The organism is Pseudoalteromonas sp. TAE56, assembly GCF_000497955.1.
Classification (GTDB): domain Bacteria; phylum Pseudomonadota; class Gammaproteobacteria; order Enterobacterales; family Alteromonadaceae; genus Pseudoalteromonas.
Window position 1 is genome coordinate 1 of sequence record NZ_AUTN01000157.1, and the last position, 24,387, is coordinate 24,387.

Below are 24,387 nucleotides of genomic sequence, written 5' to 3' on the forward strand. Positions count from 1 at the left end.
AATCCTCAATTTAAGTTTTTAACAAAATATAAAATTAATTTAACTTTTTTGCATCCAATTTAAATCCTGCCCCGTTATTAGCTATGACTTCAATCAAAACTAAAGGACAAAGTCATGAAAGCTTTAACTCCATCAATACTCGCAGTAGTAATATGTAGTACATTTGTAAGTGCACCAAGTGAAGCATCTAGCCACAGAGAAGCGCCAAATATAAGCCGTTTCCCGACTTTAGATTCAACCGATTTTTATGTATTTAATAGTTACGAACAAGGTCGTGGTGATTTTGTAACACTAATAGCTAACTATATCCCGCTGCAAGATGCATACGGCGGTCCTAATTACTTTGCAATGGACCCAGATGCTACCTACAGCATTCATATAGATAACGACGGCGATGCTGTTGAAGATATTACATTTGCGTTTAACTTTAAAAGCATGCTCCCTAACGACAATCAAGGCGTGCAATTAACAGTTGGACCTGAAGGTAATCAACGTACAGTTTCGGTACCACTTAAAAATGTTGGCGGCGTGGCTGCAGGTGATGACAGCGCAGCAAATTTTAGTGAATCATACACAATGACCATGATTAGCGGCGCGCAGCGTACTGGCGAAACAACGGTATTAAATAACACTGCATCAAACTCAAGCTCATTTTCTAAACCGCTTGATTATGTAGGTGATAAAACATTTGGATCGATGAGTGATTATCAAACTTATGCAGATCAATTTGTTTATCAGGTTTCAATTCCTAACTGTGAGAGCATGGCACAAGTTTTTGTAGGACAGCGTAAAGACCCGTTTGTAGTTAACCTAGGTAAAACATTTGATTTAGTTAACTATGTACCTGTAGAAGGTGATAGCGCCCCTGGTGCTGGTGACGGCGGTGGTTTTCCAGGTGGTATAACGCAATCAGCTGATAATGACGACCTTGCAGATAAAAACGTAACATCAATCGCTATCGAAATACCTAAAAGCTGTATTGTCGGTGAAGGTAACGGCGTAATAGGTTCGTGGACAACAGCAAGCTTACCTCAAGCACGTGTATTAAACCCCAATGCTAAATTTGCTAATAATGCGGTAAACGGTGGTGCATTAACTCAGGTTTCACGCCTAGGTAGCCCGCTTGTAAATGAGCTTGTAATTGGCATTAAAGACAAGGACACATTTTCTACTGCGCACCCTAAAGACGATGCACAATTTTTAGATTATGTATCTCACCCAGCACTACCAGAGTTATTAAATATTTTGTTTAAAGATGCTGTTAATACCACTCTTGGCGCAAACTTAGAAACTCTGGCACCCACTAACTTCCCGCGTACTGATTTAATCACTGCATTTTTAACGGGTTTTGCAGGCGTTAATCAACAAGCAACGGTCACACCTTCAGAAATGCTGCGTTTAAACACAGCCATTGCAGCAACAGCACAAGCTGATCAATCTGCATTTGGTGTAGCTGGCAATGACTTAGCTGGTTTCCCAAATGGTCGTCGCCCGGGTGATGATGTAGTTGATATTGCACTGCGCGTTGTGATGGGTCGCTTATGTCACCCTATTCCTGTAAATGGCGAAGACACTGACTTAGGTCTTTGTACACCAGAGGATGCTAATACGGGTACAGTTCCATTTACTGATGGCGCACCTATTGATGCAACAATGATGGACTCAACATTCCCATACCTTGCAACACCTATTGCAGGATCTAAATAAGGAGTTAACTAATGCGTAATTTAAAAACTACCCATATTTGTGTTCTCCTCAGTGCATTAACATTGGGTGCATGTAGTAGCGATGACGATAAAAAACAACCTACACCGGTTGTAAACACCGCACCTACAGCAAGCGATGCAATGCTAACAACACAAACTGAAGTAAGCATTACCGATATGCTTAACGCAAGCGATAATGATGGCGACTCACTTACTTACTCGTTAACAAGCGAGCCAATGCTCGGTACTGTTAATGTTGACAGTGATGGTAACTTTACTTATACACCTAATAAAGAAGCAACAGGTTCAGATAGCTTTATGTTTGGTGTAAGTGATGGCGTTAATTCGCAAGTTACTGCAACAGTAAGTATTACAATTGAGGCGCTGCAAGTTGACTTTGCTCAATTTGCAACCGATGCATTTAATCAAGCGCCAAATGCAGAGCCGTTAACTGTTAATGGTCGGGTGTTTACAAACACTGATACCGATGTTGATGGATTAATTTCTACAAGCGGTAACTAACCAAGTCATTAAGCTGACAGGCCACGGATGGCTTTTTTCAAAGGATATTTATAATGCATTTATCAGTACTTAAACCCCTCACTATTATTGCTATTTGCTTAACCTCTTTCGCGGTGAGTGCGGCTCCTTATACTCCAAAAGATGACGCAGTTATTGCCTCAAGTAATTCAACATTTAGTGCCTCTCTCTCTGTTGACGAAATAAATACTTTAGTGACTAATAGCCAATATGCAGGCCAAACAGAGCGCTTACAAGGGCTACTTAAAACCCGCTTAGCTCAGTTATATAACCAAACACCCACGTCTCAAATTGGTTACTTATATGCTCGTGTTTTACAAAAAGAGCACCTTTTTGACGAAGCAATTAACGTTGCCAACAACGTTTTGATTACCGAACCAAAGCACAGTAATAGCCATTTGTTGCTGGCCAATATATTGATGACCCAAGGTGAATTTACAAAAGCAAAACAACACTGTGTTGCCTTGATTGGTCAAGTAAGCACCATTACTGCTAGCACTTGTGTGCTAGACGTACAAAGCCAGCATGAAAGTGTTTTAGACAGCTACCAAACATTAGTTAAAATTATAAACAATAACCAAACTAGTTTAGCTACAAACCATGTTTTAAGTGAAATGAGCTACCGTCTAAGTAACTACAAGCAAGCTTTGTCTCACTTACAAAGCGTAGATTTAGTTCAAGCTCCTGTGAGCCTCATTGTGTTATGGGCCGATATTCAAATTGCGCTAAATCAACCTCAACAAGTATTAAATACATTAAGCGTACTGCTTCCAGATAAAAGTAATTTAGAAGATGCTATTTTGCTAAGGCTTTCAATCGCAGAAAAAAAACTAAATAAACGCGATAAAAAATGGCAAAATACAATGGCGAAAAGAGTTACACTTAGAGAGCTTCGTAAAGATTCTTTTCATGCGAGTGACTTAGCTAAATATTACCTTGATGTACAACCAAATCGTGAAAAAGCACTTTACTGGGCTCATATTAATTGGCAACAGGCTAAAATGAGCACCGATGAGCAATTACTTATTAAAGCAAAAGCGATGCAACGAGATACACTATGAAAACGCCTTATCTATTTATACTCACTTTAATGCTGTGTATTTTCTCAACTTACAGCTTTTCCCATCAACTAAGTACAAGTTATATAACCCTAAATAGCAAGAACGATAACGACACCAACAAAAGCCAATACACGGGTATCTGGCAAGTTAATATCGCCGACTTAGAGCACGCAGTGCCTCTAGATTTAGATAAAAACGGGCAAATTTCGTGGGCTGAAATAAAAGCAAAACGCAGCTCAATTAATAACTTCATTACAGAAAGTTTAAATATCACGCAAAACGCGCAAGCATGCCCTTTAAAAAGTGAAGGTATCTATCAGCTAGATAACCATTTTAACCAGCCTTATTTGGTTATTCCGCTGCTGTTTAGCTGCAATGATAGTGAAACAATCTCTCTTTCGTATTCTGCTTTTTTTAAAAGCGATGCTAATCATAAATCTGTTGTAAATATAAACGGTGTATCTCGTGTATTTAATATCAACGAGGCACAACAAACATTTAGCTTTGAGAAATCCAGTTATTTAAGCACGTTCAATCAATACGTTTATCAAGGTGTTTTACATATTTGGATAGGTATTGATCATATTTTATTTTTAATCGCCCTATTACTTACCTGTGTTTTAAAACGTAGTAACAAAACATGGCAAGGTATTAGCTCTAAAAAACACATTATTAAACACACAGCATGGATAGTAACCGCGTTTACGCTTGCGCACTCTATTACGCTTACAGCAACAGCTATGAACTTAGTCTCACCAAATAGTCGCTGGGTAGAGCTTGGAATTGCTATATCGGTTTTATTTGCAGCATTAAATAATGTGTGGCCGTTGGTACTTCGTTTAGGTTGGCTTACTTTTGCTTTTGGTTTACTGCACGGCATGGGATTTGCGAGCGTACTTGGTGAGCTTGGCTTGTCGAGTGACTATCAATTATTGAGCATTTTAGCATTTAATTTAGGGGTCGAAATTGGTCAGCTCAGTATATTACTGGTTGCGCTGCCAATACTCATTTATGTACGAAACTACACCTGGTATAAAAAGTGGTTAATGCCAATGGGCTCCGTTGCCATCGCAATCATTGCACTTCAGTGGTCAATCGAGCGTTTTTAAATAGCCCAAATAAAAAAGCTAGCCAAAATATTGGCTAGCTTACTTTTTAGTTTATCTATTTTGCGCTTTACTATGCTTTATCAAATGGCATTAGTAATGTTTTCATCGCAGGGCGAAGCGCTATTAACACTGTTTTTTCGGTTAGCTCAGGGTAGAGTAACTTTCTAAGTAATAACCCTGCCATCATCGAAAAAATAACATTAATTCGACTTTCAAGTTCAAGCTCATCAATGTCTTTGAGCGCACTTCGCTCGCTTGTTAAAAGCTGTCTCATGCGCCCGCGTGCTTGAGTATCCATATCACGTAGCAATGAAGCTACTTTAACATTTCGACCTGCTTCAGCCATCATATCTAAGTCAACTACACATGCCCCTGTGTCCATGTGCCTTTGCACACCAATGTTTAAGCCATCTAAAAGAGCTGCTAAAACATCACCAGGGTGATCTTCAAACTGTTGGAAGATAGAAAACATTTCTTCCATGTCTTTTTCAATAATGCTTTCTATAATTGCTTCTTTACTTTCAAAGTAATTATAAATATGGCCTGCACTCATCCCTGCCGTTTTAGATATTTCAGCCATGCCTGCACCGTGGTAACCTTTTCGGCGAAAACACTCTGCAGCAGCTGTTAGTATTTGTTCGCGCCTAGCTTGCGCTATAGCGGGATCTGTTTGCCTTTTTGCTTTAGGCTTCATGTTCAACTCCACTACCAAGTCATAAACTCAGTAAAGCAAGAGCTATAAATAGTCTCGCTATATAAATATGTAATGCGGCTTTAAAAGCCGCAAATATTATTTCTCTTCCTGAGCTGTTTCACTGGTTACGTTCCATCCGCCACCAAGCGCTTTGTACAAATTAATTTGGCTTGCAAGATATGCTTGCTGACCCGAAATTAACTGTTGCTGCGCGCCGTACCACGTACGCTGAGCATCAAGTACTTGCAAGTAGCTATCTGCGCCTTTTTCGTAACGCATTTTTGATAAATCAAACGTGATTTGTCGGCTACTTATAAGCATATCAAGCGCACTTAATTGCTCTTGGTAACCTTCTCTATCAGCAAGTGCATCGGCAACTTCGCGAAACGCATTTTGAATTTTTTGCTGGTACGTTGCCACCGCAATTGCTTGATCGGCTTTTGCCACATCAAGATTTGCTTGGTTACGTCCCATATTAAAAATAGGTAAGCTAATTGTCGGCACAAAACTCCATGTCCCTGAGCCTGAATCAAACAAACCACTTAAGTCACTTGAAGCAGTGCCGGCATTGGCCGTTAAGCTAATGCTCGGATAAAACGCCGCACGTGCAATGCCAATATTGGCATTTGCAGCAAGCATTAAATGCTCAGCGGCTTTAATATCAGGGCGTTGCGATAGCAAATCAGACGGTAAACCAACTGGCACTTCTGGCATGCTGATCAAATTAGTTAGGTCTTTGTTAGGCAGCAAATCGGCTGAAACAGATTTCCCTACTAATAAATCTAGGGCACTTTTATCACGCTTTAACAAACGCTTATATGTTGCTATATCTACTTTTGCTGTAGCTACTGTGCTTTTAAGCTGCTCAAGGGTAATTGAAGACGTAGCCCCCAAATCAAAGCTTTTTTGCGTAAGCGATAATGACTCTTGCTGAGAGGTGAGCGTTTCTTTTGCCAGCTCTAGCAGTTGTAAGTCCGTCGCGTAGCTAAGCCACGCATTTGCAAGCTCAGAAATTAAAGACACCTGCGTACTGTATTGACTAAGCTCTGTAGAGTATAAATTTTGGAGTGCTTGCGCTGATTGGTTGCGCACTTTGCCCCAAATATCTAACTCGTAAGAGGTAATACCTACTGTTGCACTGTACTGCGAGCTAATAGCTGCATCGCCAGTACCCGACAAATCAGCCGGTAAACGCTGGCGCGTACCAGAAGCATTTAAATCAAGTGACGGATACAAAGCAGAATCTTCGATTTGATACAAACCACGAACACGCTGCACATTAAGCACTGCAATTTGCATATCTTTATTATGCTCAAGGCTTTGCGTAATTAACGTTTGTAGTTTTTCATCATTAAAAAACTGCTGCCAATTTAATTGCTGCGCAACGCTTTGCTCAGCACCTGATGCATAAGCATCAGATACTGGTAAAGCAAGGTCTTTTTGCTCTGGTGCAAGTTGGCAACCGCTCAGTACTAATAAAGCAATGGCACTTAGGCTGAATGTTTTAATGCTCATTCTGCACTCTCCTTCGTTGTCTCGTTAGTTTTGCCTGGGAACACACGGCGAACTAACACAAAGAATAACGGTACAAACACAACAACTAATATTGATGAGGCAAGTGTGCCACCAATAATCGAAATACCTAGCGCATTTTGGGCGCCAGATCCCGCACTTGAGGCAATCGCCAGTGGAATTACACCACAAATAAATGCCATTGAAGTCATGAGTATTGGGCGTAAACGCAGGCGTACAGCAGCAACGGCTGCATCAACTAATCCCAACCCTTCATCCATTTTATGAATAGCAAATTCTACAATTAATATCGCATTTTTAGACGCTAAACCTATGGTGGTCAACAAGCCCACCTGTAAGTAAATATCGTTAGATAAGCCACCGCCAAGTGCCGCCATAATTGCACCAAATATACCCAATGGCACAATCATCATTACCGCAAACGGTACTGACCAACTTTCATAAAGTGCGGCTAAACACAAAAATACAAATAATAATGACAAACCATATAGTAATGGAGCTTGACCACTACTAGAGCGCTCTTGGAATGAAATTCCGGTCCATTCAGACGAAATACCATTAGGTAATTGTTTTACTAAGCGTTCCATTTCATCCATTGCTTGGCCGGTACTGTAACCTGGTGCTGCACTACCTTGAATTTCCATTGCAGAAAAACCATTGTAACGCTCTAAACGTGGTGATCCGTAAGTCCAATAAGCACTAGCGAACGCTGAAAATGGCACCATATCGCCACTATCATTGCGCACATACCACTTATTTAGATCCTCTGGCACCATGCGCGATTGTGCATCACCTTGCATATACACTTTTTTAACTCGACCACGGTCAATAAAGTCATTCACATAACTACTACCCCACGCAGTGGCAAGCGTACTGTTTATATCACCTTGTGAAACACCAAGCGCTTCAGCTTTTGCCAAATCTGTGTCAAGTTGTAATTCAGGCATATCTTCTTGTCCATTTGGACGTACGCTCGCTAAAATTGGACTTTGGCTTGCTAAACCTAACAACTGGTTTCGTGCAGCTAACAGTGCGTCGTGGCCTAAGCCTACACGGTCTTGTAAAAATATATTAAAACCATTTGCAGTACCAAGCTCAACAATTGCAGGCGGCGGAAACGCAAACACAAACGCCTCTTTTATCGTTGAGAAGTACCCCATTGCTTTACCAGCCACACCTTGGACAGATAACTCATCACGCTGACGTTCATCCCAATGTTTGAGGTTAACAAAACCAATTGCAGCATTTTGACCTGAACCTGCAAAACTAAACCCTGTTACAGTAAAAATACCGTTAACAGCCTCAGATTGCTCATTTAGGTAATGGTTCTCCATTTTTTTAACAACTTCTAAAGTTTGTTGTGTTGTAGAACCTGCTGGCAATGAAACTTGGTTAAACAAAATACCTTGGTCTTCGTCTGGTAAGAATGCTGTTGGTAAGTGCGAAAACACATAAACCATACCACCCACTATCACAGCGTATATAAGTAAGTAACGCTTAGAGTGATTGATCATACGGCTTACAAAGCCTTGTGCGCCGCGATTCGTTTTATCAAAGCCTCGGTTAAATCCAGAGAAAAACTTGCCAATAAACGAGCTATCGTCGTGAACATGGCTTGGTTTTAATAACGTAGCACACAGTGCTGGTGTCAAAATAAGTGCAACCAATACCGAAAGACCCATCGCCGATACCAGTGTAATAGAGAACTGACGATAAATAATACCGGTAGAGCCACTAAAGAATGCCATTGGGATAAATACCGCAGAAAGCACCATGGCAATGCCTACCAGTGCACCTTTAATTTCATCCATAGACTTACGCGTAGCTTCGAGCGCGGAGAGTTTTTCCTCGGTCATTAAGCGCTCTACGTTTTCTACAACAACGATTGCGTCATCTACCAATAAGCCTATCGCAAGTACCATAGCAAACATTGTTAGCGTATTTATTGAATAACCAAAGGTGTATAAAATACCAAATGTACCTAGTAAAACCACTGGTACCGCAATAGTTGGAATAAGCGTTGCCCTAAAGTTTTGTAGGAACAAATACATAACTACAAAAACAAGTACAACCGCTTCAATTAAGGTGTGAATAACCTTTTCAATAGATAACGATACAAATGGTGTTGTGTCGTAAGGTACAACCGCATCTAGCCCTTCAGGAAAAAACGGTTTTAGCTCTTCAATTGCTTTTTTAACACCTTCAGCTGTATCAAGTGCATTAGCGCCACTGGCTAATTTGATACCTAAGCCTGATGCTGGTTGTCCATCGTAACGTGCAACAACACGGTAGCTTTCACCACCAAGCTCTACTCTAGCAACGTCCTCTAGACGCACAAAAGAGCCATCTGGATTGGTTTTAACTAAGATTTGTTCAAATTGCTCTGGCGTTTGTAATCGGCTTTGCGCCGTTACTGTAGCATTAAGCTGCTGACCATCAACCGCTGGCATACCACCAAGTTGACCAGCAGATACTTGTGCATTTTGCGCACTAATTGATGCACTAATATCAGCGGGTGTAAGCTTATAGTTTTGTAACTTTGCAGGGTCTAACCAAATACGCATCGCGTACTGAGAACCAAACAGCTGCACTTCACCTACGCCTTCTACGCGCGATACAATATCTTGCACATTTGATGAAACGTAATCACCAATATCAATATTGGTCATGCTGCCATCTTTAGACACAAATGCATAAACCATTAAAAAGTTACGCGCTGATTTTGCAACTACAACACCCTGCCTTTGTACGGCCTCTGGTAAAAGTGGAGTCGCTGTCGCTAGTTTATTTTGCACTTGAACCTGAGCAATATCAGGGTCTGTTTCGGCGCTAAACGAAAGTGTAAGCGTAGCAGAACCACTCGACTCAGATGTAGATGACATATAAAGCAAGCCATCAAGGCCTTTCATTTTTTGCTCAATAACTTGCGTTACAGTATCTTCAAGTGTACGTGCAGATGCACCAGGGTACGTTGCAGTAATACTTACTGCAGGCGGTGCAATTGAAGGATACTGCGAAATAGGTAAGCTCCTAATCGCCAAAATACCTGCAAGCATCACTACAATAGCGAGTACCCAAGCAAATATCGGTCTATCGATAAAAAATCGTGACATTAAAACTCTCCGTTATTGTGCTTTATCGGCTTTAGTAGACGATTGAATTTCAGAAGGATTCACTGGTGCACCAGGGCGGATTTTTTGTAAGCCTTCAACAATTAATTTATCGCCATCCATTAGACCATCGGTAACAAGCCAGTCAGAACCTATTGTGCGGTCTACTTTTAAAACACGACTTTCAACTGTATTTTCTTTGCTCACAACCATTGCTGTTGGCTCGCCTTTTGAGTTGCGGCTAACACCACGTTGCGGAGCTAAAATAGCGCCAGCTTTAACACCTTCTACTATAGAGGCACGGGCATACATGCCTGGTAATAATAGTTTTTCTGGATTTGAAAATTTAGCACGTAACGTTACTGAGCCAGTACTTGGATCAACCGTCACTTCGGAGAACTGTAATGTGCCTTTATGAGGATAAACAGAGCCATCTTCCATAATAAGTTCAACATCAGTTTGGCTAGTTGAGTCAACCGTTAGCGCACCTGATGATATTGCTTTTTTAAGTTGGGTAAGCTCATTACTTGATTGTGTTAAATCGATATAAATTGGATCAAGCTGAGTCACTGTAGCAAGTGCAGTACTTTGATTGGCACTGACTAGTGCACCTACTGTTACGCTTGATTTACTAATTTGACCACTAATTGGTGACGACACATGGCTGTAATTAAGGTTAATTTGCGCTGACTTTAATTGTGCCTTAGCTGTTAATAATTCAGCGTTTGCTTGCTTGTAAGCAGCATCTGCTTCGTCAAAATCTTGTTGGCTCACGGCTTTGATTTTTAATAATTCACTATAACGCGATGCTTTTGATTTAGAGCTAGCAATGCTTGCCTCTGCACGTGCTACGCTTGCTTCACTTGCTGCTAAGTCGGCTTCAAATGTCGCAGGATCTATTTGATACAGAGCCTGGCCTTGTTTAACCTCTTTACCTTCTACAAATAAACGAGATTGAACAATACCACTTACTTGTGGGCGAATTTCAGCAATTTGAAATGCGCTGATACGACCAGGAAGTTCTTTTTTGAGAGTAAGCGCTTGGCTTTTTAATGTAAGTACACCCACTGGTACAGCTTTAGGAGCTGAAGCTTGTGATTGCTCAGTTGCTTGATCACAACCAGTTAAAGCAACAGAACCGACGAGGGCTGACAATACAAATAAAGCGATGCGGGAACGCTGCATGTTAAATACCTTTTAGTTTAGAGTGAACGATCATTCTAAATTAAAACGCACTGATAATGAATCTTAATTAGAAGAAATTTACACAAACTTACACTCCCCAGTACAATATACGTCTTAGGTTGCATTTAATGTTAATTAGATGAAAATAGAATCAAGACTGTATGAAAATAAAACAACTTAACATCTTGAAATAATATCTCATTTTAGAAGCTAAGTTTTTAATAGGCACAAAAAAGCCAAGCAAATACAGCCTGGCTATTTATATAAAGGACTAGTGTCATATCTAGTTTTTTAAAGGGTATTAGCGCTCTGTGGGTTAATAACCCTTGAAACTAACAACTGCTCTACCCTAATCCCTTCTACGTCAACTACTTCAAACTTAAAGCCTGAAAAAGTAAAATGTTCCGCACGTTTAGGTATACGCTTCATGTTATAAATTAAAAATCCAGCTACCGTCTCGTAAAGCATCTGGTCAGGAAATTCTTCTATATCAAGTACTTTTGCTAAATCGGTAATTGGGGTTAAACCATCTACAAGCCATGAATTTTTATCGCGTTCTATGATTAGTTCGTCGCCTTGGTGAGTGATTAAATCACCCATAAACCCTTTCATTAAGTCTTTAACGGTAACAATACCCACCGAAAGTGCATATTCGTTTACTACAACAGCAAACGGCTTCGCTGCACTTTTAAACGCGTTTAAAGCTTCAGATAAACTTAATGTTTCGGGTAAGTAAAAAACATCTTTATCAATCAGATCATCGTTTATATTGGCGGCTTCGCCTTTTAGTACTTGTCGTAAAATATCTTTAGATTCAACAGAGCCATGCAACTTATCTAAATTTCCTGACACCACTAAAAAATGATTATGAGGATGGTCAATAATTTTAGTCGCAATATCATGGCTAGATTCATTTAAATCAAAATAGACAATTTGGTCGCGTGGAGTCATAACGCTTGATAAAAATCGCGCTTCTAGGTCAAACACATTGCCAATGAGTTCATACTCTTGCTTTTGCAAACTACCATAAGCAGCACCTGCTTCCATCATGGCAACAATGTCTTCTGTTGTTACATTGTCTTCTCGCTCAGCGGGCACTTTAAACAAACGCAGCACAAAGTTAGTGACGCCATTAAAAAACATCACCAGTGGAGTTAATGCAAAGGTAACCCAGCGCATTATTGTAACCACTCTAACAGCCACGGCTTCAGGCATGATCATCGCTAAACGCTTTGGCATTAAATCGGCGAACAATATAAACAAAGATGTAATAGTAAAAAACGAGAATAAAAAGCTAATTTTTTCTAAATGCGCACCTTGGTAAAATAATACCAACACACTTTCAACATAAGGCGATAAAGCCTGCTCACCCACAATACCACCCAATATCGCTATCGCATTGAGCGCTATTTGGATCATGGCAAAAAAAGCCCCTGGATTTTCTTGTAGCTTTAGTACCGCTGCTGCCTTTATATTCCCTTCATCTGCCATTACTCGCAGTTTTATTTTACGCGACGCTGCAATTGCTATTTCTGACATAGCAAACAACGCACTGATCAAGATCAATAAGCTAATCCCGATTAAATCACCCATTTAATGCTCCAAAAGTTAGGCTTTTTTAAACAAAAAGCAGCTGGATTATAATCTGTTTTTTAAACGCAGCAATTTAAATTTACTAAATATATTTAAACCATTAATTTTCAATTGGTTGAGAGGTAAAAAAGGAGATTTAAAGTACTGAAACTTTGCTGAAGGCGACTTTTAATTGAGTAATTAAGGCAGGATCCATATTTATATTACAAGCAAAAAATAATGGAGATTGAGCTGTATTTAGATTTAGTAATGGCTCGAGTAGCTCAAGCCTAGGCTCTGTTTTAACTCGATAGCTAAATTGCTTTTTGTTGAGGATAACAAAATCAAGAATATCGTGACGAGTGCTTATAAGTTTATCTATTTTATCTAGGCTATCGATGAGTAATAAATGCTTGTTCTCACTAAAGCCCCTCTCAAGCAAATAGTGATGACTAAAGTTATCACGCAGTACTGCTATTTTATATTTTTTAGCATCATTGAGAGTATTTAACTTTATACTTCTAGACTTAAGAGCATAAATCGCTGAGTCAAAGCTTTCAAGTTCCCCTACCCACTTAAACTTACTTTCTCTATTAGGTAATCGAACAATCGAAAATATACAGGTGTTTTTATCGCGTAGCGCCGCGTTGTAAGATATGGCCCAACTATGCGCCAACATAGTGTATTTTATACCAGTGCCTTCTAGCGCTTTATGAACTTTATCGACGGAACGGCCAACGAGTTTATTATCTTCATTGAGATACTGAAAGTCCGGAAATACTTCCGTTACTATTGTGATTTCAGTTGCATCAACTTTAATACAGCTAATGAACAATAAAAAGATCAATAATTTCATTCAGCAAGGCCTCAACTAACTCATTATAAGTACTTAATAAATATAGCTGAGGCTTTATGAACTGCTAGTTTTTAGTCATGTAATGCACACTTATACGCTGATAGTGCTAGTATTTATAGCTCCTACAGTTTACTTGTTCATCGCACTAATTAAAAAGGCTGAAATTTTAGCGCCTTCTCTAAGTGTCGTTTCAGAGCTTGATTGGCCAACTAAAGAGCTGTCGGTAAATGGCGCTATTTCCATCATATCCGCACCCGTAATCGGGAACTCATCCGCAATGGCTGATAAAATATCAAGCGCATGCTGTGGTGTTAAACCATTATGTTCTGGCGTACCTGTGGCAGATGCAAACTCTGCATCAAGCGCATCAATATCAAAGCTTACGTATACTTCATCAACGTTATCAGCTTTTAATTGTGCAATAGCGTCGGCAGCAACCGCTGCTGCGCCGCGTTCAATGATTTCATGTGCCCAATGTTGCTTAACGCCAAAGGTACTTTCCCAGTGCGCTTTAGGCTTGCCACTTGAGCGTATACCAAATTGTATTAAATGATGCGGTGCTGGTAAAAACTCTAATATATGTGTACACCACGAGCCAAAACATAAATCAATGCCTAAGCGCTCAACAAGTAAGTCTGTGTGCGCGTCAAAGTGGATAATGGCTGTGCGCTTGCCTTGCTCACGCTTTGCTTTTAAATACGCTTTGGTAAGTGGGTAACTAATTGAGTGGTCTCCACCAATACCAAAAATGCCTTTGTTTTTAAACGTTGCATAAAAACTGTCGCATACATCCTCTGTGATTGATAACGGACTAACGTAATAGTCATTATTTTCATTACCGTATAGGGCTTTTTGGCAATTAGAAATGGTCGCATCATTTAGGTATTTATCATGTAGTAAATGTGGGATTACACGTACATCACCTAAATCAAACGAGTGACACTGCGGTTGCTGGTCAATTAATGCTGAGCGCACAAACAGTGGCCCCCAGTTTGCACCGCGTAAAATACCACCGCCACAGTCTGAGCTAATACCTAACATAACCGCTTTATGTAGAGAATTTGGTAATTCATCTAAAGACTCACGCCATAAGTTATCAACGTTTTCAGTTTGCCCGTATAGCTTATTACGCAGCGCAGCTTTACGCTCTTTTGCAGTATTTACTGTATATACGCCATCACCCGGTGCGCACAAACAGTGCTCAACTTTGTTTTTAAATGCTTCAAATTGTGTGCTCATAATAAACTCCTTCGATTTTTATTCTGTACGTAGCTAATTACTTTTGATTAGTTATGCAAAATCACCAAAAGTGCCTAAACTTCAAATAAATCCCACTTTGCTAAATAACTCTGTGCCTAATATAAATAAACACGTTAGCTTTTACGTGCTCAACAAAAACCTAAGACATTGAATTTATTTAATATTAATGAATATTTACCATGAACTATTTAATTGTAGTTACGCGCTTGTGTGATACTTATTATGCCTGCTTGAACATGTCAACAGCACAATAAGCCTACGTATATAAGCACTTGATTGAATATTCATAGTTGATGAATAAATCAAATTAATCCTTAAAATTATTAAGACTTAATTGGAGAAGTTAAGGTAAAACGGACAATCGTCCTGTACTTGATAAACGTTTCTAGCAATGATACTAGATTGACAACAAATTATTATAAAAGGCTTAGTTATGGAAAAGGTATTTCACTTAGGACTATGTATTGACGATCTTAAAGGTGCAAAACTTGCGATTGTACCGGGTGACCCAGATCGTGCTGCACGTATTTCACAATTCCTAGACAACCCAACCTGCCTTGCTCAAACTCGCGAGTTTCATGTTTACTTAGGTCAATTAAACGGCCATTCTGTGGTTGTTTGTTCTACGGGTATTGGTGGTCCATCTACGTCGATTGCAGTAGAAGAATTAGCACAACTTGGCGTGCGTAAGTTTTTACGTATTGGTACAACAGGTGCGATTCAGCCACATATCAACGAAGGCGAAATTTTAATTAGCCAAGCGTCTGTACGTTTAGACGGTGCAAGCCAGCATTTTGCTCCGCTTAGCTACCCTGCGGTGTCTGACTTTTATGCAACACAAGCTATGGTACAAGCATGTAAAAACTTAAATATCGATTTCCATATTGGTATTACTGCATCAAGCGATACATTTTACCCAGGACAAGAGCGTTACGATACGCATTCTGGTTACGTTCCAAAGTCGCTACAAGGTAGCTGCGAAGAGTGGCAAAAGCTGGGCGTAATGAACTACGAAATGGAATCAGCAACGTTATTTACTATGTGTGCTGCCCTTGGCTTACAAGCTGCCTGTGTAGCTGGCGTACTTGTTAACCGTACTCGCCAAGAAATACCAAATGTTGACCATGGTGAAATTGAGCGTAAATCTGTAGCAGTAGTATTAGAAGCAGCTAAAGTGTTGCTTGATTAATATAAGTTCTATTAATTAATGGGCTATTATAACGATAAGAAAATGGCTCAGTAACAAGGCAAAAATTATGAAATATAGTTGTCTTATATGAATAATTTTTAACGCAGTTAGTGAGTTATTTAATTCGATAGAATGGCACATTTTAATAAAGCACAGCTCTGCCTGTGCTTTGTTGTTTTTGAAAGGTTATTTTAGCTGTGCACTAATTACTTCTATTGCCGGCAGGTTGTTAAAACTTGCAAGTACAGCACGTGCTACACCCGCTTGGTTTTCATGGCCTGCGGTTTCTAAAAGTGTAATTGATTTTACCGTACTTTCGTTAAAGCTAAGCCCTGCGATAAATAATTGACTAAGTGCACTTTGCAGTGGCGACAAGCTTGGGCTGTACGCTGCGTTTTCTGCGTAACTTCCGTAAAAATCACCATTTTCAAATGTACTAATTTTTACTGCACTAAAGTTTTTACTATAGGGTACGTATGCGTTTAATGCTGTACTTGCTAGTTTTTCATCTAGTTGAGCATTTACGAATACTTGCTGGTGAGGCTCTGGATTAAACAAGCTAAACGCATTGCCTAAATCAGTCGGCCCGAACGAATGAGGCAATAACTCTGCTAATTTAAAGTGTTGCTCTGGCAATAAAATATCAAACTCTTTAGCATCAGCAAGTTCGTTCATAAACTGGCGACAATACCCACACGGTGCATCGCTAATCGCTATTTTAACTATTTTTTTAGCACCGTTTAACCAGGCGTTATTTATAGCCGATTGCTCTGCATGAACCACTAAACTCAACGCTTGATGATCAAACTCTACATTTGCACCAAAGTAAAAGTTTACCTCATTGTTTTCATCAAGTGCTTTAACTATTGCACCTACATGAAAATCTGATATCGGCGCAACAGCATACTCCGAAGCTAAAGGTACTAAACCTTGTAATAATGCATCATCAGACACATTTAGCTGTGCACATAACTGTTTAATATTACTAGAATTTAATATGCCGCGCTGTGATTTTAATTGACTACGTAATGACGCTGTTTGCGCTACGCTTAATGTGATGTGCGAATTTGTAAGTGCTGTATCTTGCTGTACAGTAAAAGTTGCTGAAGCCATAACATTTTTTAATTATTCAATGGCTAAGTAGTTTAAAAGTTTAGGATGCGAAATACCAGCCTATTCAACGCAAAAAAAGGGAGCACATCGCGTGCTCCCTTTAATTTTAATTGGTATACCTAAAAAAATAATTGATTGGTATACATAACAAAATATTAGCCGGTATTACGCATACCTGCTGCAATACCTGTCATTGTGATCATTAATGCATTATCAATGTCACCTTCGCTGTGTTTTTCCTGTGAGCGAGCACGGCGTAAAAGCTCAACCTGTAGTAAGTTAAGTGGATCGGTGTACGGGTTACGTAAACTAATCGACTCTTTAATCCAAGGCTGTTCGGCTAATAAGCTTTTTTGTGGGCTAAGTGATTGCACTAAGCTAATGGCTTCTTGAAGCTCTTTACGAAGTGTTACACCCAGTGGTTTGTACATATCTTCCACCAGCGCATTATCATAATGCTCACTCAACCAACAATCGGCTTTACTAAATACCATTTCTAGCATTTCTAGGCGCGATCTAAAGAACGGCCACTGTAAGCTCATTTCGTTTAGAGTTTCTGCGCCGTATTTATTAAGCGCAGCTTTTAAACCAGTTAACGCACCTAACCATGCTGGAAGCATTAAACGGTTTTGGCTCCAAGCAAAAATCCATGGAATAGCACGCAGGCTTTCAACACCGCCATTAGGATTACGTTTTGCAGGGCGAGAGCCAAGCGGTAGCTTAGACAGTTCAAGCTCAGGTGTTGCCATTCTAAAGTAAGGTACAAAGTTTTCATCATGGCGAACTACATTACGGTAGTGTTCACACGACTCCTCACTTATTAGCTTCATTACTTCGCGCCATTCTGGCTTTGGCTCCGGTGGCGGTAGTAAGTTACTTTGCAGAACTGCGCCTGCGTAAATATTTAAGCTTTGCAGTGCTACATCGGGTAAACCAAATTTAAAGCGAATCATCTCGCCTTGCTCGGTTACACGTAAACCCCCTTTTAAAGAGCCTGGCGGTTGTGAATGCAGTGCTTGTGCAGCGGGTGCACCACCACGACCTACTGTGCCACCACGTCCGTGGAATAAAACAAGCTCAATACCACGTGCATCAGCAAGTTGTACTAGTTTATCCATTGCTTCGTACTGTGCCCAACCTGCTGCCATCATGCCGGCATCTTTAGCTGAATCAGAGTAACCAATCATTACGTTTTGGGTGTTTTTAATGTGCCCGCGATACCAAACATTATCAAGCAATGTGGTAATTACATCACTGCCTGCGTTTAAATCGTCAAGTGTTTCAAAAAGCGGTGCTACTGGTAAATCAAAGCTGCAGCCGCTTTCTTTTAGCAATAGTTGTACCGCTAAAATATCTGACGCTGTGCGCGCCATCGAAATAATATACAAACCAAATGTAGCTTCGTCTTGCTTGGCAATCACATCAAAGGTATCAAGTACTTCTTGTACATCAGGGCTTGGTTGCCAATGCTTTGGAATAAGCGGTCTGCGTGAGTTAAGCTCTGCAAGTAAAAATGCTTGTTTGTCTTGCTCTTGCCATTGGTTATAGTCGCCTAAACCTAAGTAACGCGTTAGCTCAGAAAACACATCGCCGTGGCGAGACGAATCTTGGCGCACATCAAGTTTAGCTAAACGCAAACCAAAGCTATTTATACGGTGCAGTAAATCAAGTAATAAGCCATCCGCAACTACTTTCATATTACACTTTAATAACGATCGATAGCACACTTCAACCGGGTGTTTAAGCTGATTAATATCAGTTATTAAGTCTTGTGAATCGCTGCGCTTATTTTTAATTTTAGCACCTAAGTGCGCCACTGTTTCAGCAACCTGATTTTTAAGCTTTTTGATTACCGCTCTGTATGGTTCAAACTCTTGCCCTGCAAGCTCAATAAGCTCATCACTGGCATCTGACATAGATAATTCAGCGCACAACGTTTTTAAATCTTGAATGTATAAGTTAAGTGCCATCCAACGACCATGATCAAGCACCTCTTTTGTTACCTGCGATGTTACAAATGGATTACCATCACGGTCTCCACCCATCCAAGATGTAAACTCAATTGGGCTGTAATCTATCGGTAACTCTAAGCTTAATTGGTCTTTAACATTGGCTGAAAATTCACGTAAAAAACGCGGTACCGCATGCCAAAGGCTATTTTCTATTACGGCATAGCCCCATTTAGCTTCATCAACAGGTGTTGGACGAGAGCGACGAATATCGTCGGTATGCCACGCTTGGCTAATCAGCTGTTCAATACGATTTAAAATATTGTCACGCTCTTGCGGTAAGTTATCTTTTCGCTCTAATGATGCAAGGCAGTCACTTAGTTCAACGTGTTTGTTAATAATAGTACGGCGCGTAACCTCGGTTGGGTGAGCGGTCAATACTAAATTTATGTGGAGTTTTGAGAGTGTTTCGGCCAAATGATTACTGTCTAGCTGGCCTTGTTCTGCTTTTGTAGCTAACGTTTTTAATGTTTGAGTGAGAGGGTTTTGTTGACCAAGGCCAACGTCATTAAAACGCGAAACGGTATGAAATTGCTCTGCTACATTAGCAAGATTTAAAAAATGATTAAATGAACGGGCAACCGGTAAAAGCTCTTCGTCACTAAGCGCATGTAAAACTTCTATAAGCGCTTGTCTGTCGTCTTCGTTACCACTGCGAGATGATTTTGATAAAGCTCGAATTTCTTCTACTTTATCTAAAATCGCTTGACCTTGGGCATCTTTAATTGTTTGTCCTAGTAGTTGCCCTAGTAAATTTACATTACCTCGCAAGGCGGCGTATTGTTCACTCATTTATCAGTCTCCATTTTTTCGTAGGACACTATTAATATCATTATGAAGAGATATTTAATAGATCCATTTGCAATGTCTTGTCGTAAAAAAGTATATATAAAATAATCACAAAGCATTCACATGGTCATTTTTTACGATGGTAACTGTCCTCTTTGTAGCACTGAAATGCAGCAACTAAAGCACGCAGATACTAAAAACCTAATTACGCTTGAAGATCTTAACGCGACCGACTTCAGTGAGCGCTACCCGTATATCGATAGAGACAAAGCAATGACTTACCTACAAGCTCAAAAGCAATCAGGTGAAATGATTTACGGGCTTGATGTAACTTACGAGGCATGGAAAATAGTGGGTAAACACGGCTGGTTGAAAATTTTTCGCTTGCCAATAATTAGCTTTTTCGCTGACTGTGGATATGTGTTATTTGCAAAATACAGACATTCCCTTAGTAAAATTTTAATGCCAAACACAACGTGTTCTAATGGGCAATGCAGTTTAAAAAATAAGGGTAGTAAATGAAAACCATTGTTTTATTTGGCGCTAGTAGTGCGATTGCAAAAGCGTATGTTGAGCACTTAAATAACCATGCATCACAATTTAAGGTTCTGTGTGTCAGCTCAAGTGAATACAGCAGCGCCCCTACAAATACTGAGTACTTTAGCACCGACTACAGCGCTCAAAGCTTGGCTATTTTTACCCAGCACTTAAAAGACACTCAAGCTGAATTACATCAAGTTGTTATATTCAACGGAAAGCTTCATAACACTCAGCACATGCCAGAGAAAAAGTTAGAAGATTTAAACGCTGATTATTTTAACGAGTTACTAAATGCTAATACACTCACGCCATTATTGTGTTTACAGAGCATATTGCCTCTATTAACCCACAAAACGCAGTGTACTATTACAGCATTAAGTGCGCGCGTAGGTAGCATAAACGACAATGAATTAGGTGGCTGGTATACTTATCGCGCATCTAAAGCGGCGCTTAACATGCTATTTAAAACGGCGGCTATTGAACTTGCTCGTCGTGCTAAAAACACCAAACTCATTTTGTTTCATCCAGGCACTACCGATACCGAACTCTCAAAGCCTTTTCAAAAAAACGTACCTGCAGGTAAGTTATTTACGCCTGAATTTGTAGCTGGGCAACTTTTTGAATTAACAAACAACAACCCTGATTTAAAACTAAACGGTGAACCTGCTTATTTAGACTGGCAAGGTTCAACCATACCGTGGTAAGGATTTTTAATGCATTTTACTAAAGCGCGAATAGACGCACTTGAAAAACATACCCGTACTCACTTAATCAACTCTCTTTCGGGTTTTAAAAGCGCTAACTTAATTGGTACACAAGACTTACTTGGCAATACTAACTTGTCGATTGTCAGCTCCGTTATTCACCTTGGGGCTAACCCACCGTTAGTCGCAATGATAATGCGTCCTCATAGTGTGCCGCGTCATACGTTTGAAAATATTTTACAAACGGGCACTTACACCATTAATCAAGTGAATAAGTCGATTTATAAACAAGCTCATCAAACCTCAGCCCGTTACGATAAAGACGAATCTGAGTTTGATGCTACAGGCTTAACGCCTGAATACTTAAACGACTTTGCAGCGCCTTTTGTAAAAGAAAGCCGCTTAAAGTACTCGGTTAAATTTGTAGAAAACCAACATTTAACCATCAATGGGACTGAGCTCGTTATTGGCGAAATTATGGATGTTTTTGTTGATAAAGCCGCGCTGCAAAGCGATGGCTTTTTAGATTTACAAGCAATAGAAACAGTGGCAGTAACCGGGCTTGATAGCTACCACACAAGCAATAAACTCACGCGTTTACCTTACGCTAAAAAATAATATGACCTTTTAAGAGGCTATAAACTATTAGCCTCTTATCGAATAACATTGAATTTTACCTTGGTATTAATCACACTAGCTAAAAATCCAAGGAGAAAAACATGACCACTATAGGCATAGGTACACAATCAAGCGAGCAAGCGCTGGCAAGCCTAAGTAATATGACGCAAACGCTAACCCCTATTGCAGCTGACGAACATTTAGAGCGCATAGCCAAGGCGCAAGCGTATATGCTAGCTAACAACATAGATGCAATTTATTTAAACGCTGACACCAACCTAACCTACTTTACAGGTATGAAATGGTACGCGAGCGAGCGCATGGTTGGCGCGATATTACCCGCCCTTGGTGAAGTACAATACATTGCACCTTATTTCGAAATTGGTTCACTAAACGGGTTTAAAGTAATAGAGGGGCCTATTCATGGGTGGCAAGAGCACGAAAATCCTTATGCACTTTTTGTCGAAGTATTAAAAAAGTTAAACATTAATGCAAACGCAACCATTGGCATTGATGAAAGCGCACAGTTTTTTATATTCGACGGGATTAATAAAGCGCAAACGGGTTTAACACTCATAAACGCACAACCCGTAACGGCGCATTGCCGCATGCATAAGTCAATTCATGAGCTTAGCTTAATGCAGCGCGCGATGGATATGACCTTAGCCGTACATCAAGCCACAGCAAGCATGCTTTATGAGGGAATAACCACCACCGAAGTAGAAGCCTTTATTAAACAAGCACACCAAAAAGTAGGTGCGCCTGGTAACTATTTTTGTATTGTTTTATTTGGTGTTGCAACGTCTTTCCCGCACGGTGTTAAAGACGCCCAAGTACTTAAAAAAGGCGATATGGTATTAATTGATACCGGCTGTAAAGTACACGATTACTTATCAGATATAACCCGTACCTATGTATTTGGTGAACCAACAATGCGCCAACGCATGTTTTGGGATCATGAAAAGGCAGCGCAAATGGCGGCGTTTAATGCAGCTAAAATTGGCGCTACCTGCGAAAACGTAGATGAGGGCGCACGTACTTATTTAGCGGCGCAAGGGTTAGGCCCGCAGTACCAAACACCGGGTTGCCCGCATCGAACGGGCCACGGCATTGGGCTAGACATTCACGAATGGCCATACTTAGTTGGCGGTGATAAAACCCCACTTGCCCCAGGCATGTGCTTTAGTAACGAGCCAATGTTAGTTATACCTGATGAATTTGGCGTACGTTTAGAGGATCACTTTTATATGACGGACAACGGTCCTCATTGGTTTACACAACCAAGTTATAGCATTGACGACCCGTTTGGGCTTAACGCTTAAGCCCTTTATAAAGAGCAGCCATTAGCTGCTCTTTTTAGTTTGAGGATTGATAAAGTGCAGTTCATCCCAATATTGTTTGTTATACCAAAGCAATCCTCAAAAGGATAAATATGAAAAACTTTAAAATTGATATCGTTTCAGACGTAATGTGCCCTTGGTGTGTAGTGGGTTATAAAAACCTAGAAACTGCACTAGAGCAACTCAAAGACGAAATGAGCGCAGATATTACGTGGCATCCTTTTGAACTAAATCCAGATATGCCAATTGAAGGTCAGGATTTAAACGAACATTTAATGCAAAAGTACAACCTAACAGAAGAGCAAGGCGACGAAAATCGTAAAAACATGTTCGAAGCAGGTCAACGTGCTGGGTTTACCTTTAATTTTGATGGCAAACGTATCATGATCAATAGCTTTGATTTGCATCGTTTATTAATGTGGGCACGTGAAGAAGGTAAGCAAACGAAGCTAAAACTCGCCTTTTTTGAAGCGCACTTCACAGATTTAAAATACTTAAACCAAGAAGAAGCGTTGCTCGACGTTGTTGAAAAAGTGGGTCTTGATAAAGAAACTGCGCGCAGTATCCTACATTCAGACAAATACGTACAAGACGTACGCCAAGAGCAAGACCGCTTTAAACAAATGGGCATTTCGTCAGTCCCTACGTTTATCATAAACGATAAATATGCACTTACTGGCGGACAACCAAGCGACTCATTCATTCAAGCACTAAAACAAATTAGTGAAGAAGAAGCCAAGGAAGACGCTTAATATACAAATAAAGTTTAAAATTAAGAAAGGCTGCACATTGCAGCCTTTCTTGTATATTCATCAGTTCAAAAAATACAAATTTATTATTTACCTTGAATCTCTTTTGGTGTCATTATAGAAACGACATCTAACAAATCGATAATAATACCTATAAAGGGATTTATAATGAAATATATAATTACAACTTTGACGTCACTGTTTCTTTTAACCGCATGTTCGACAACACATCTACCTGATAGCCCTAACTCTACACTGATAATGCCCAGTCCTGCGGAGTATCCAATTAAAAGTGTCCGTGAAAAAATTGAAGGTAGTGTGACAATGTCTTTTGATGTAGATACATCTGGTAAGCCAGTTAATATTAAAGTGATTAAAGCTGAGCCTGTGATAATTTTTGATAAAGCAGCGATTCGCTCTCTTTCTAAATGGCGTTACGCACCTAAAGTAGTTAATGGTATTGCGGTAGTTGATGAAGACTTAGAAATGACTATAGATTTTAATTTGGCAAAATAATAACTAACTAAAACTAAAAAAAGCTGCACATTGCAGCCTTTTTCTATACAGCGAAGGTTACTTCTTTACTTAAAAATAAACTAAGTACGATAAAGCACTTTAATTACATGCCAGCCAAATTTTGTTTTAACTAGGTGTGGCTCTAAAATTTCGCCTTTAAATGCAACCTTATCGAACTGTGGTAGATATTAAGC

Annotated in this window: 20 protein-coding genes and 1 pseudogene; 11 read left to right on the forward strand and 10 right to left on the reverse strand. The window is 39.9% G+C overall.

Annotated elements, in window-relative coordinates; all coding sequences use genetic code 11:
* Positions 1-114 precede the first annotated feature (114 nt).
* The 4 genes from L656_RS0119930 to L656_RS0119945 are packed head-to-tail and all read left to right on the forward strand — an operon-like array spanning position 115 to position 4,416.
* Positions 115-1,707 (forward strand): DUF4331 domain-containing protein, encoded by a 1,593-nt coding sequence (locus L656_RS0119930; protein ID WP_024600512.1) that lies wholly within the window; start codon positions 115-117, stop codon positions 1,705-1,707.
* A gap of 11 nt (positions 1,708-1,718) precedes the next feature.
* Complete coding sequence (locus tag L656_RS0119935; RefSeq protein ID WP_024600513.1) at positions 1,719-2,228, forward strand: Ig-like domain-containing protein; 510 nt, start codon at positions 1,719-1,721, stop codon at positions 2,226-2,228.
* 53 nt (positions 2,229-2,281) lie between these two features.
* Positions 2,282-3,307, forward strand: a complete 1,026-nt coding sequence (locus L656_RS0119940) for a hypothetical protein (protein WP_024600514.1) — start codon at positions 2,282-2,284, stop codon at positions 3,305-3,307.
* The gene (locus L656_RS0119945; RefSeq protein ID WP_024600515.1) at positions 3,304-4,416 is read left to right on the forward strand and encodes a HupE/UreJ family protein; all 1,113 of its coding nucleotides are present in this window, start codon (positions 3,304-3,306) and stop codon (positions 4,414-4,416) included. Before L656_RS0119940 ends, L656_RS0119945 begins: the two co-directional genes overlap by 4 nt.
* 70 nt (positions 4,417-4,486) lie before the next feature.
* Here L656_RS0119945 and L656_RS0119950 read toward each other — a convergent pair whose 3' ends face one another.
* The 7 genes from L656_RS0119950 to L656_RS0119980 form a co-directional block, all read right to left on the reverse strand.
* The gene (locus L656_RS0119950) at positions 4,487-5,110 is read right to left on the reverse strand and encodes a TetR/AcrR family transcriptional regulator (RefSeq protein WP_024600516.1); all 624 of its coding nucleotides are present in this window, start codon (positions 5,108-5,110) and stop codon (positions 4,487-4,489) included.
* A 96-nt stretch (positions 5,111-5,206) separates the two neighbouring features.
* On the reverse strand, positions 5,207-6,625 hold the full coding sequence (locus tag L656_RS0119955; RefSeq protein ID WP_024600517.1) for an efflux transporter outer membrane subunit: 1,419 nt from the start codon (positions 6,623-6,625) through the stop codon (positions 5,207-5,209).
* On the reverse strand, positions 6,622-9,756 hold the full coding sequence (locus tag L656_RS0119960; protein ID WP_024600518.1) for an efflux RND transporter permease subunit: 3,135 nt from the start codon (positions 9,754-9,756) through the stop codon (positions 6,622-6,624). Before L656_RS0119960 ends, L656_RS0119955 begins: the two co-directional genes overlap by 4 nt.
* A 12-nt stretch (positions 9,757-9,768) precedes the next feature.
* Positions 9,769-10,938 carry an efflux RND transporter periplasmic adaptor subunit gene (locus tag L656_RS0119965; RefSeq protein ID WP_024600519.1) on the reverse strand — a complete coding sequence of 390 codons (1,170 nt, stop codon included), beginning with the start codon at positions 10,936-10,938 and terminating at the stop codon, positions 9,769-9,771.
* A 291-nt stretch (positions 10,939-11,229) separates the two neighbouring features.
* Positions 11,230-12,531: a hemolysin family protein gene (locus tag L656_RS0119970; protein ID WP_024600520.1), complete on the reverse strand. Its 1,302-nt coding sequence runs from the start codon at positions 12,529-12,531 to the stop codon at positions 11,230-11,232.
* 136 nt (positions 12,532-12,667) lie between these two features.
* Complete coding sequence (locus L656_RS0119975) at positions 12,668-13,366, reverse strand: transporter substrate-binding domain-containing protein (protein ID WP_024600521.1); 699 nt, start codon at positions 13,364-13,366, stop codon at positions 12,668-12,670.
* A gap of 129 nt (positions 13,367-13,495) precedes the next feature.
* A complete protein-coding gene (locus L656_RS0119980; protein WP_024600522.1) occupies positions 13,496-14,605 on the reverse strand; it encodes an arginase family protein in 1,110 nt (369 codons plus the stop codon).
* Between the two features lie 454 nt (positions 14,606-15,059).
* On the opposite strand from L656_RS0119980, the gene udp reads away from it, so the two are divergent.
* Positions 15,060-15,815: a uridine phosphorylase gene (gene udp / locus L656_RS0119985; RefSeq protein ID WP_007582384.1), complete on the forward strand. Its 756-nt coding sequence runs from the start codon at positions 15,060-15,062 to the stop codon at positions 15,813-15,815.
* Positions 15,816-16,001: 186 nt separating this feature from the next.
* On the opposite strand, the gene cdd is transcribed toward udp, so the two are convergent.
* Together cdd and ppc are read right to left on the reverse strand one after the other, a co-directional pair.
* Positions 16,002-16,928 (reverse strand): cytidine deaminase, encoded by a 927-nt coding sequence (gene cdd, locus L656_RS0119990; protein WP_024600523.1) that lies wholly within the window; start codon positions 16,926-16,928, stop codon positions 16,002-16,004.
* Positions 16,929-17,083: 155 nt separating this feature from the next.
* Complete coding sequence (gene ppc / locus L656_RS0119995) at positions 17,084-19,729, reverse strand: phosphoenolpyruvate carboxylase (protein ID WP_024600524.1); 2,646 nt, start codon at positions 19,727-19,729, stop codon at positions 17,084-17,086.
* A 120-nt stretch (positions 19,730-19,849) separates the two neighbouring features.
* On the opposite strand from ppc, the gene L656_RS0120000 reads away from it, so the two are divergent.
* The 6 genes from L656_RS0120000 (at position 19,850) to L656_RS0120025 (ending at position 24,193) form a co-directional block, all read left to right on the forward strand.
* On the forward strand, positions 19,850-20,248 hold the full coding sequence (locus tag L656_RS0120000; RefSeq protein WP_024600525.1) for a thiol-disulfide oxidoreductase DCC family protein: 399 nt from the start codon (positions 19,850-19,852) through the stop codon (positions 20,246-20,248).
* Positions 20,245-20,970, forward strand: coding sequence for an SDR family oxidoreductase (locus L656_RS0120005; RefSeq protein ID WP_024600526.1), 726 nt, complete (start codon positions 20,245-20,247; stop codon positions 20,968-20,970). The genes L656_RS0120000 and L656_RS0120005 overlap by 4 nt, the downstream gene beginning before the upstream one ends.
* Positions 20,971-20,979: 9 nt before the next feature.
* A complete protein-coding gene (locus L656_RS0120010; RefSeq protein WP_024600527.1) occupies positions 20,980-21,588 on the forward strand; it encodes a flavin reductase family protein in 609 nt (202 codons plus the stop codon).
* A 101-nt stretch (positions 21,589-21,689) separates the two neighbouring features.
* Positions 21,690-22,910, forward strand: a complete 1,221-nt coding sequence (locus tag L656_RS0120015; protein WP_024600528.1) for a M24 family metallopeptidase — start codon at positions 21,690-21,692, stop codon at positions 22,908-22,910.
* A gap of 110 nt (positions 22,911-23,020) precedes the next feature.
* Entirely contained in the window at positions 23,021-23,680 is a 660-nt protein-coding gene (locus tag L656_RS0120020) for a DsbA family oxidoreductase (protein WP_024600529.1), read from the forward strand.
* A gap of 165 nt (positions 23,681-23,845) precedes the next feature.
* The gene (locus L656_RS0120025) at positions 23,846-24,193 is read left to right on the forward strand and encodes an energy transducer TonB (protein WP_024600530.1); all 348 of its coding nucleotides are present in this window, start codon (positions 23,846-23,848) and stop codon (positions 24,191-24,193) included.
* Positions 24,194-24,273: 80 nt separating this feature from the next.
* On the opposite strand, the pseudogene L656_RS1000000122900 reads toward L656_RS0120025, so the two are convergent.
* Positions 24,274-24,378, reverse strand: a pseudogene (locus tag L656_RS1000000122900) (peptidylprolyl isomerase); the annotation flags it as partial.
* Positions 24,379-24,387 lie beyond the last annotated feature (9 nt).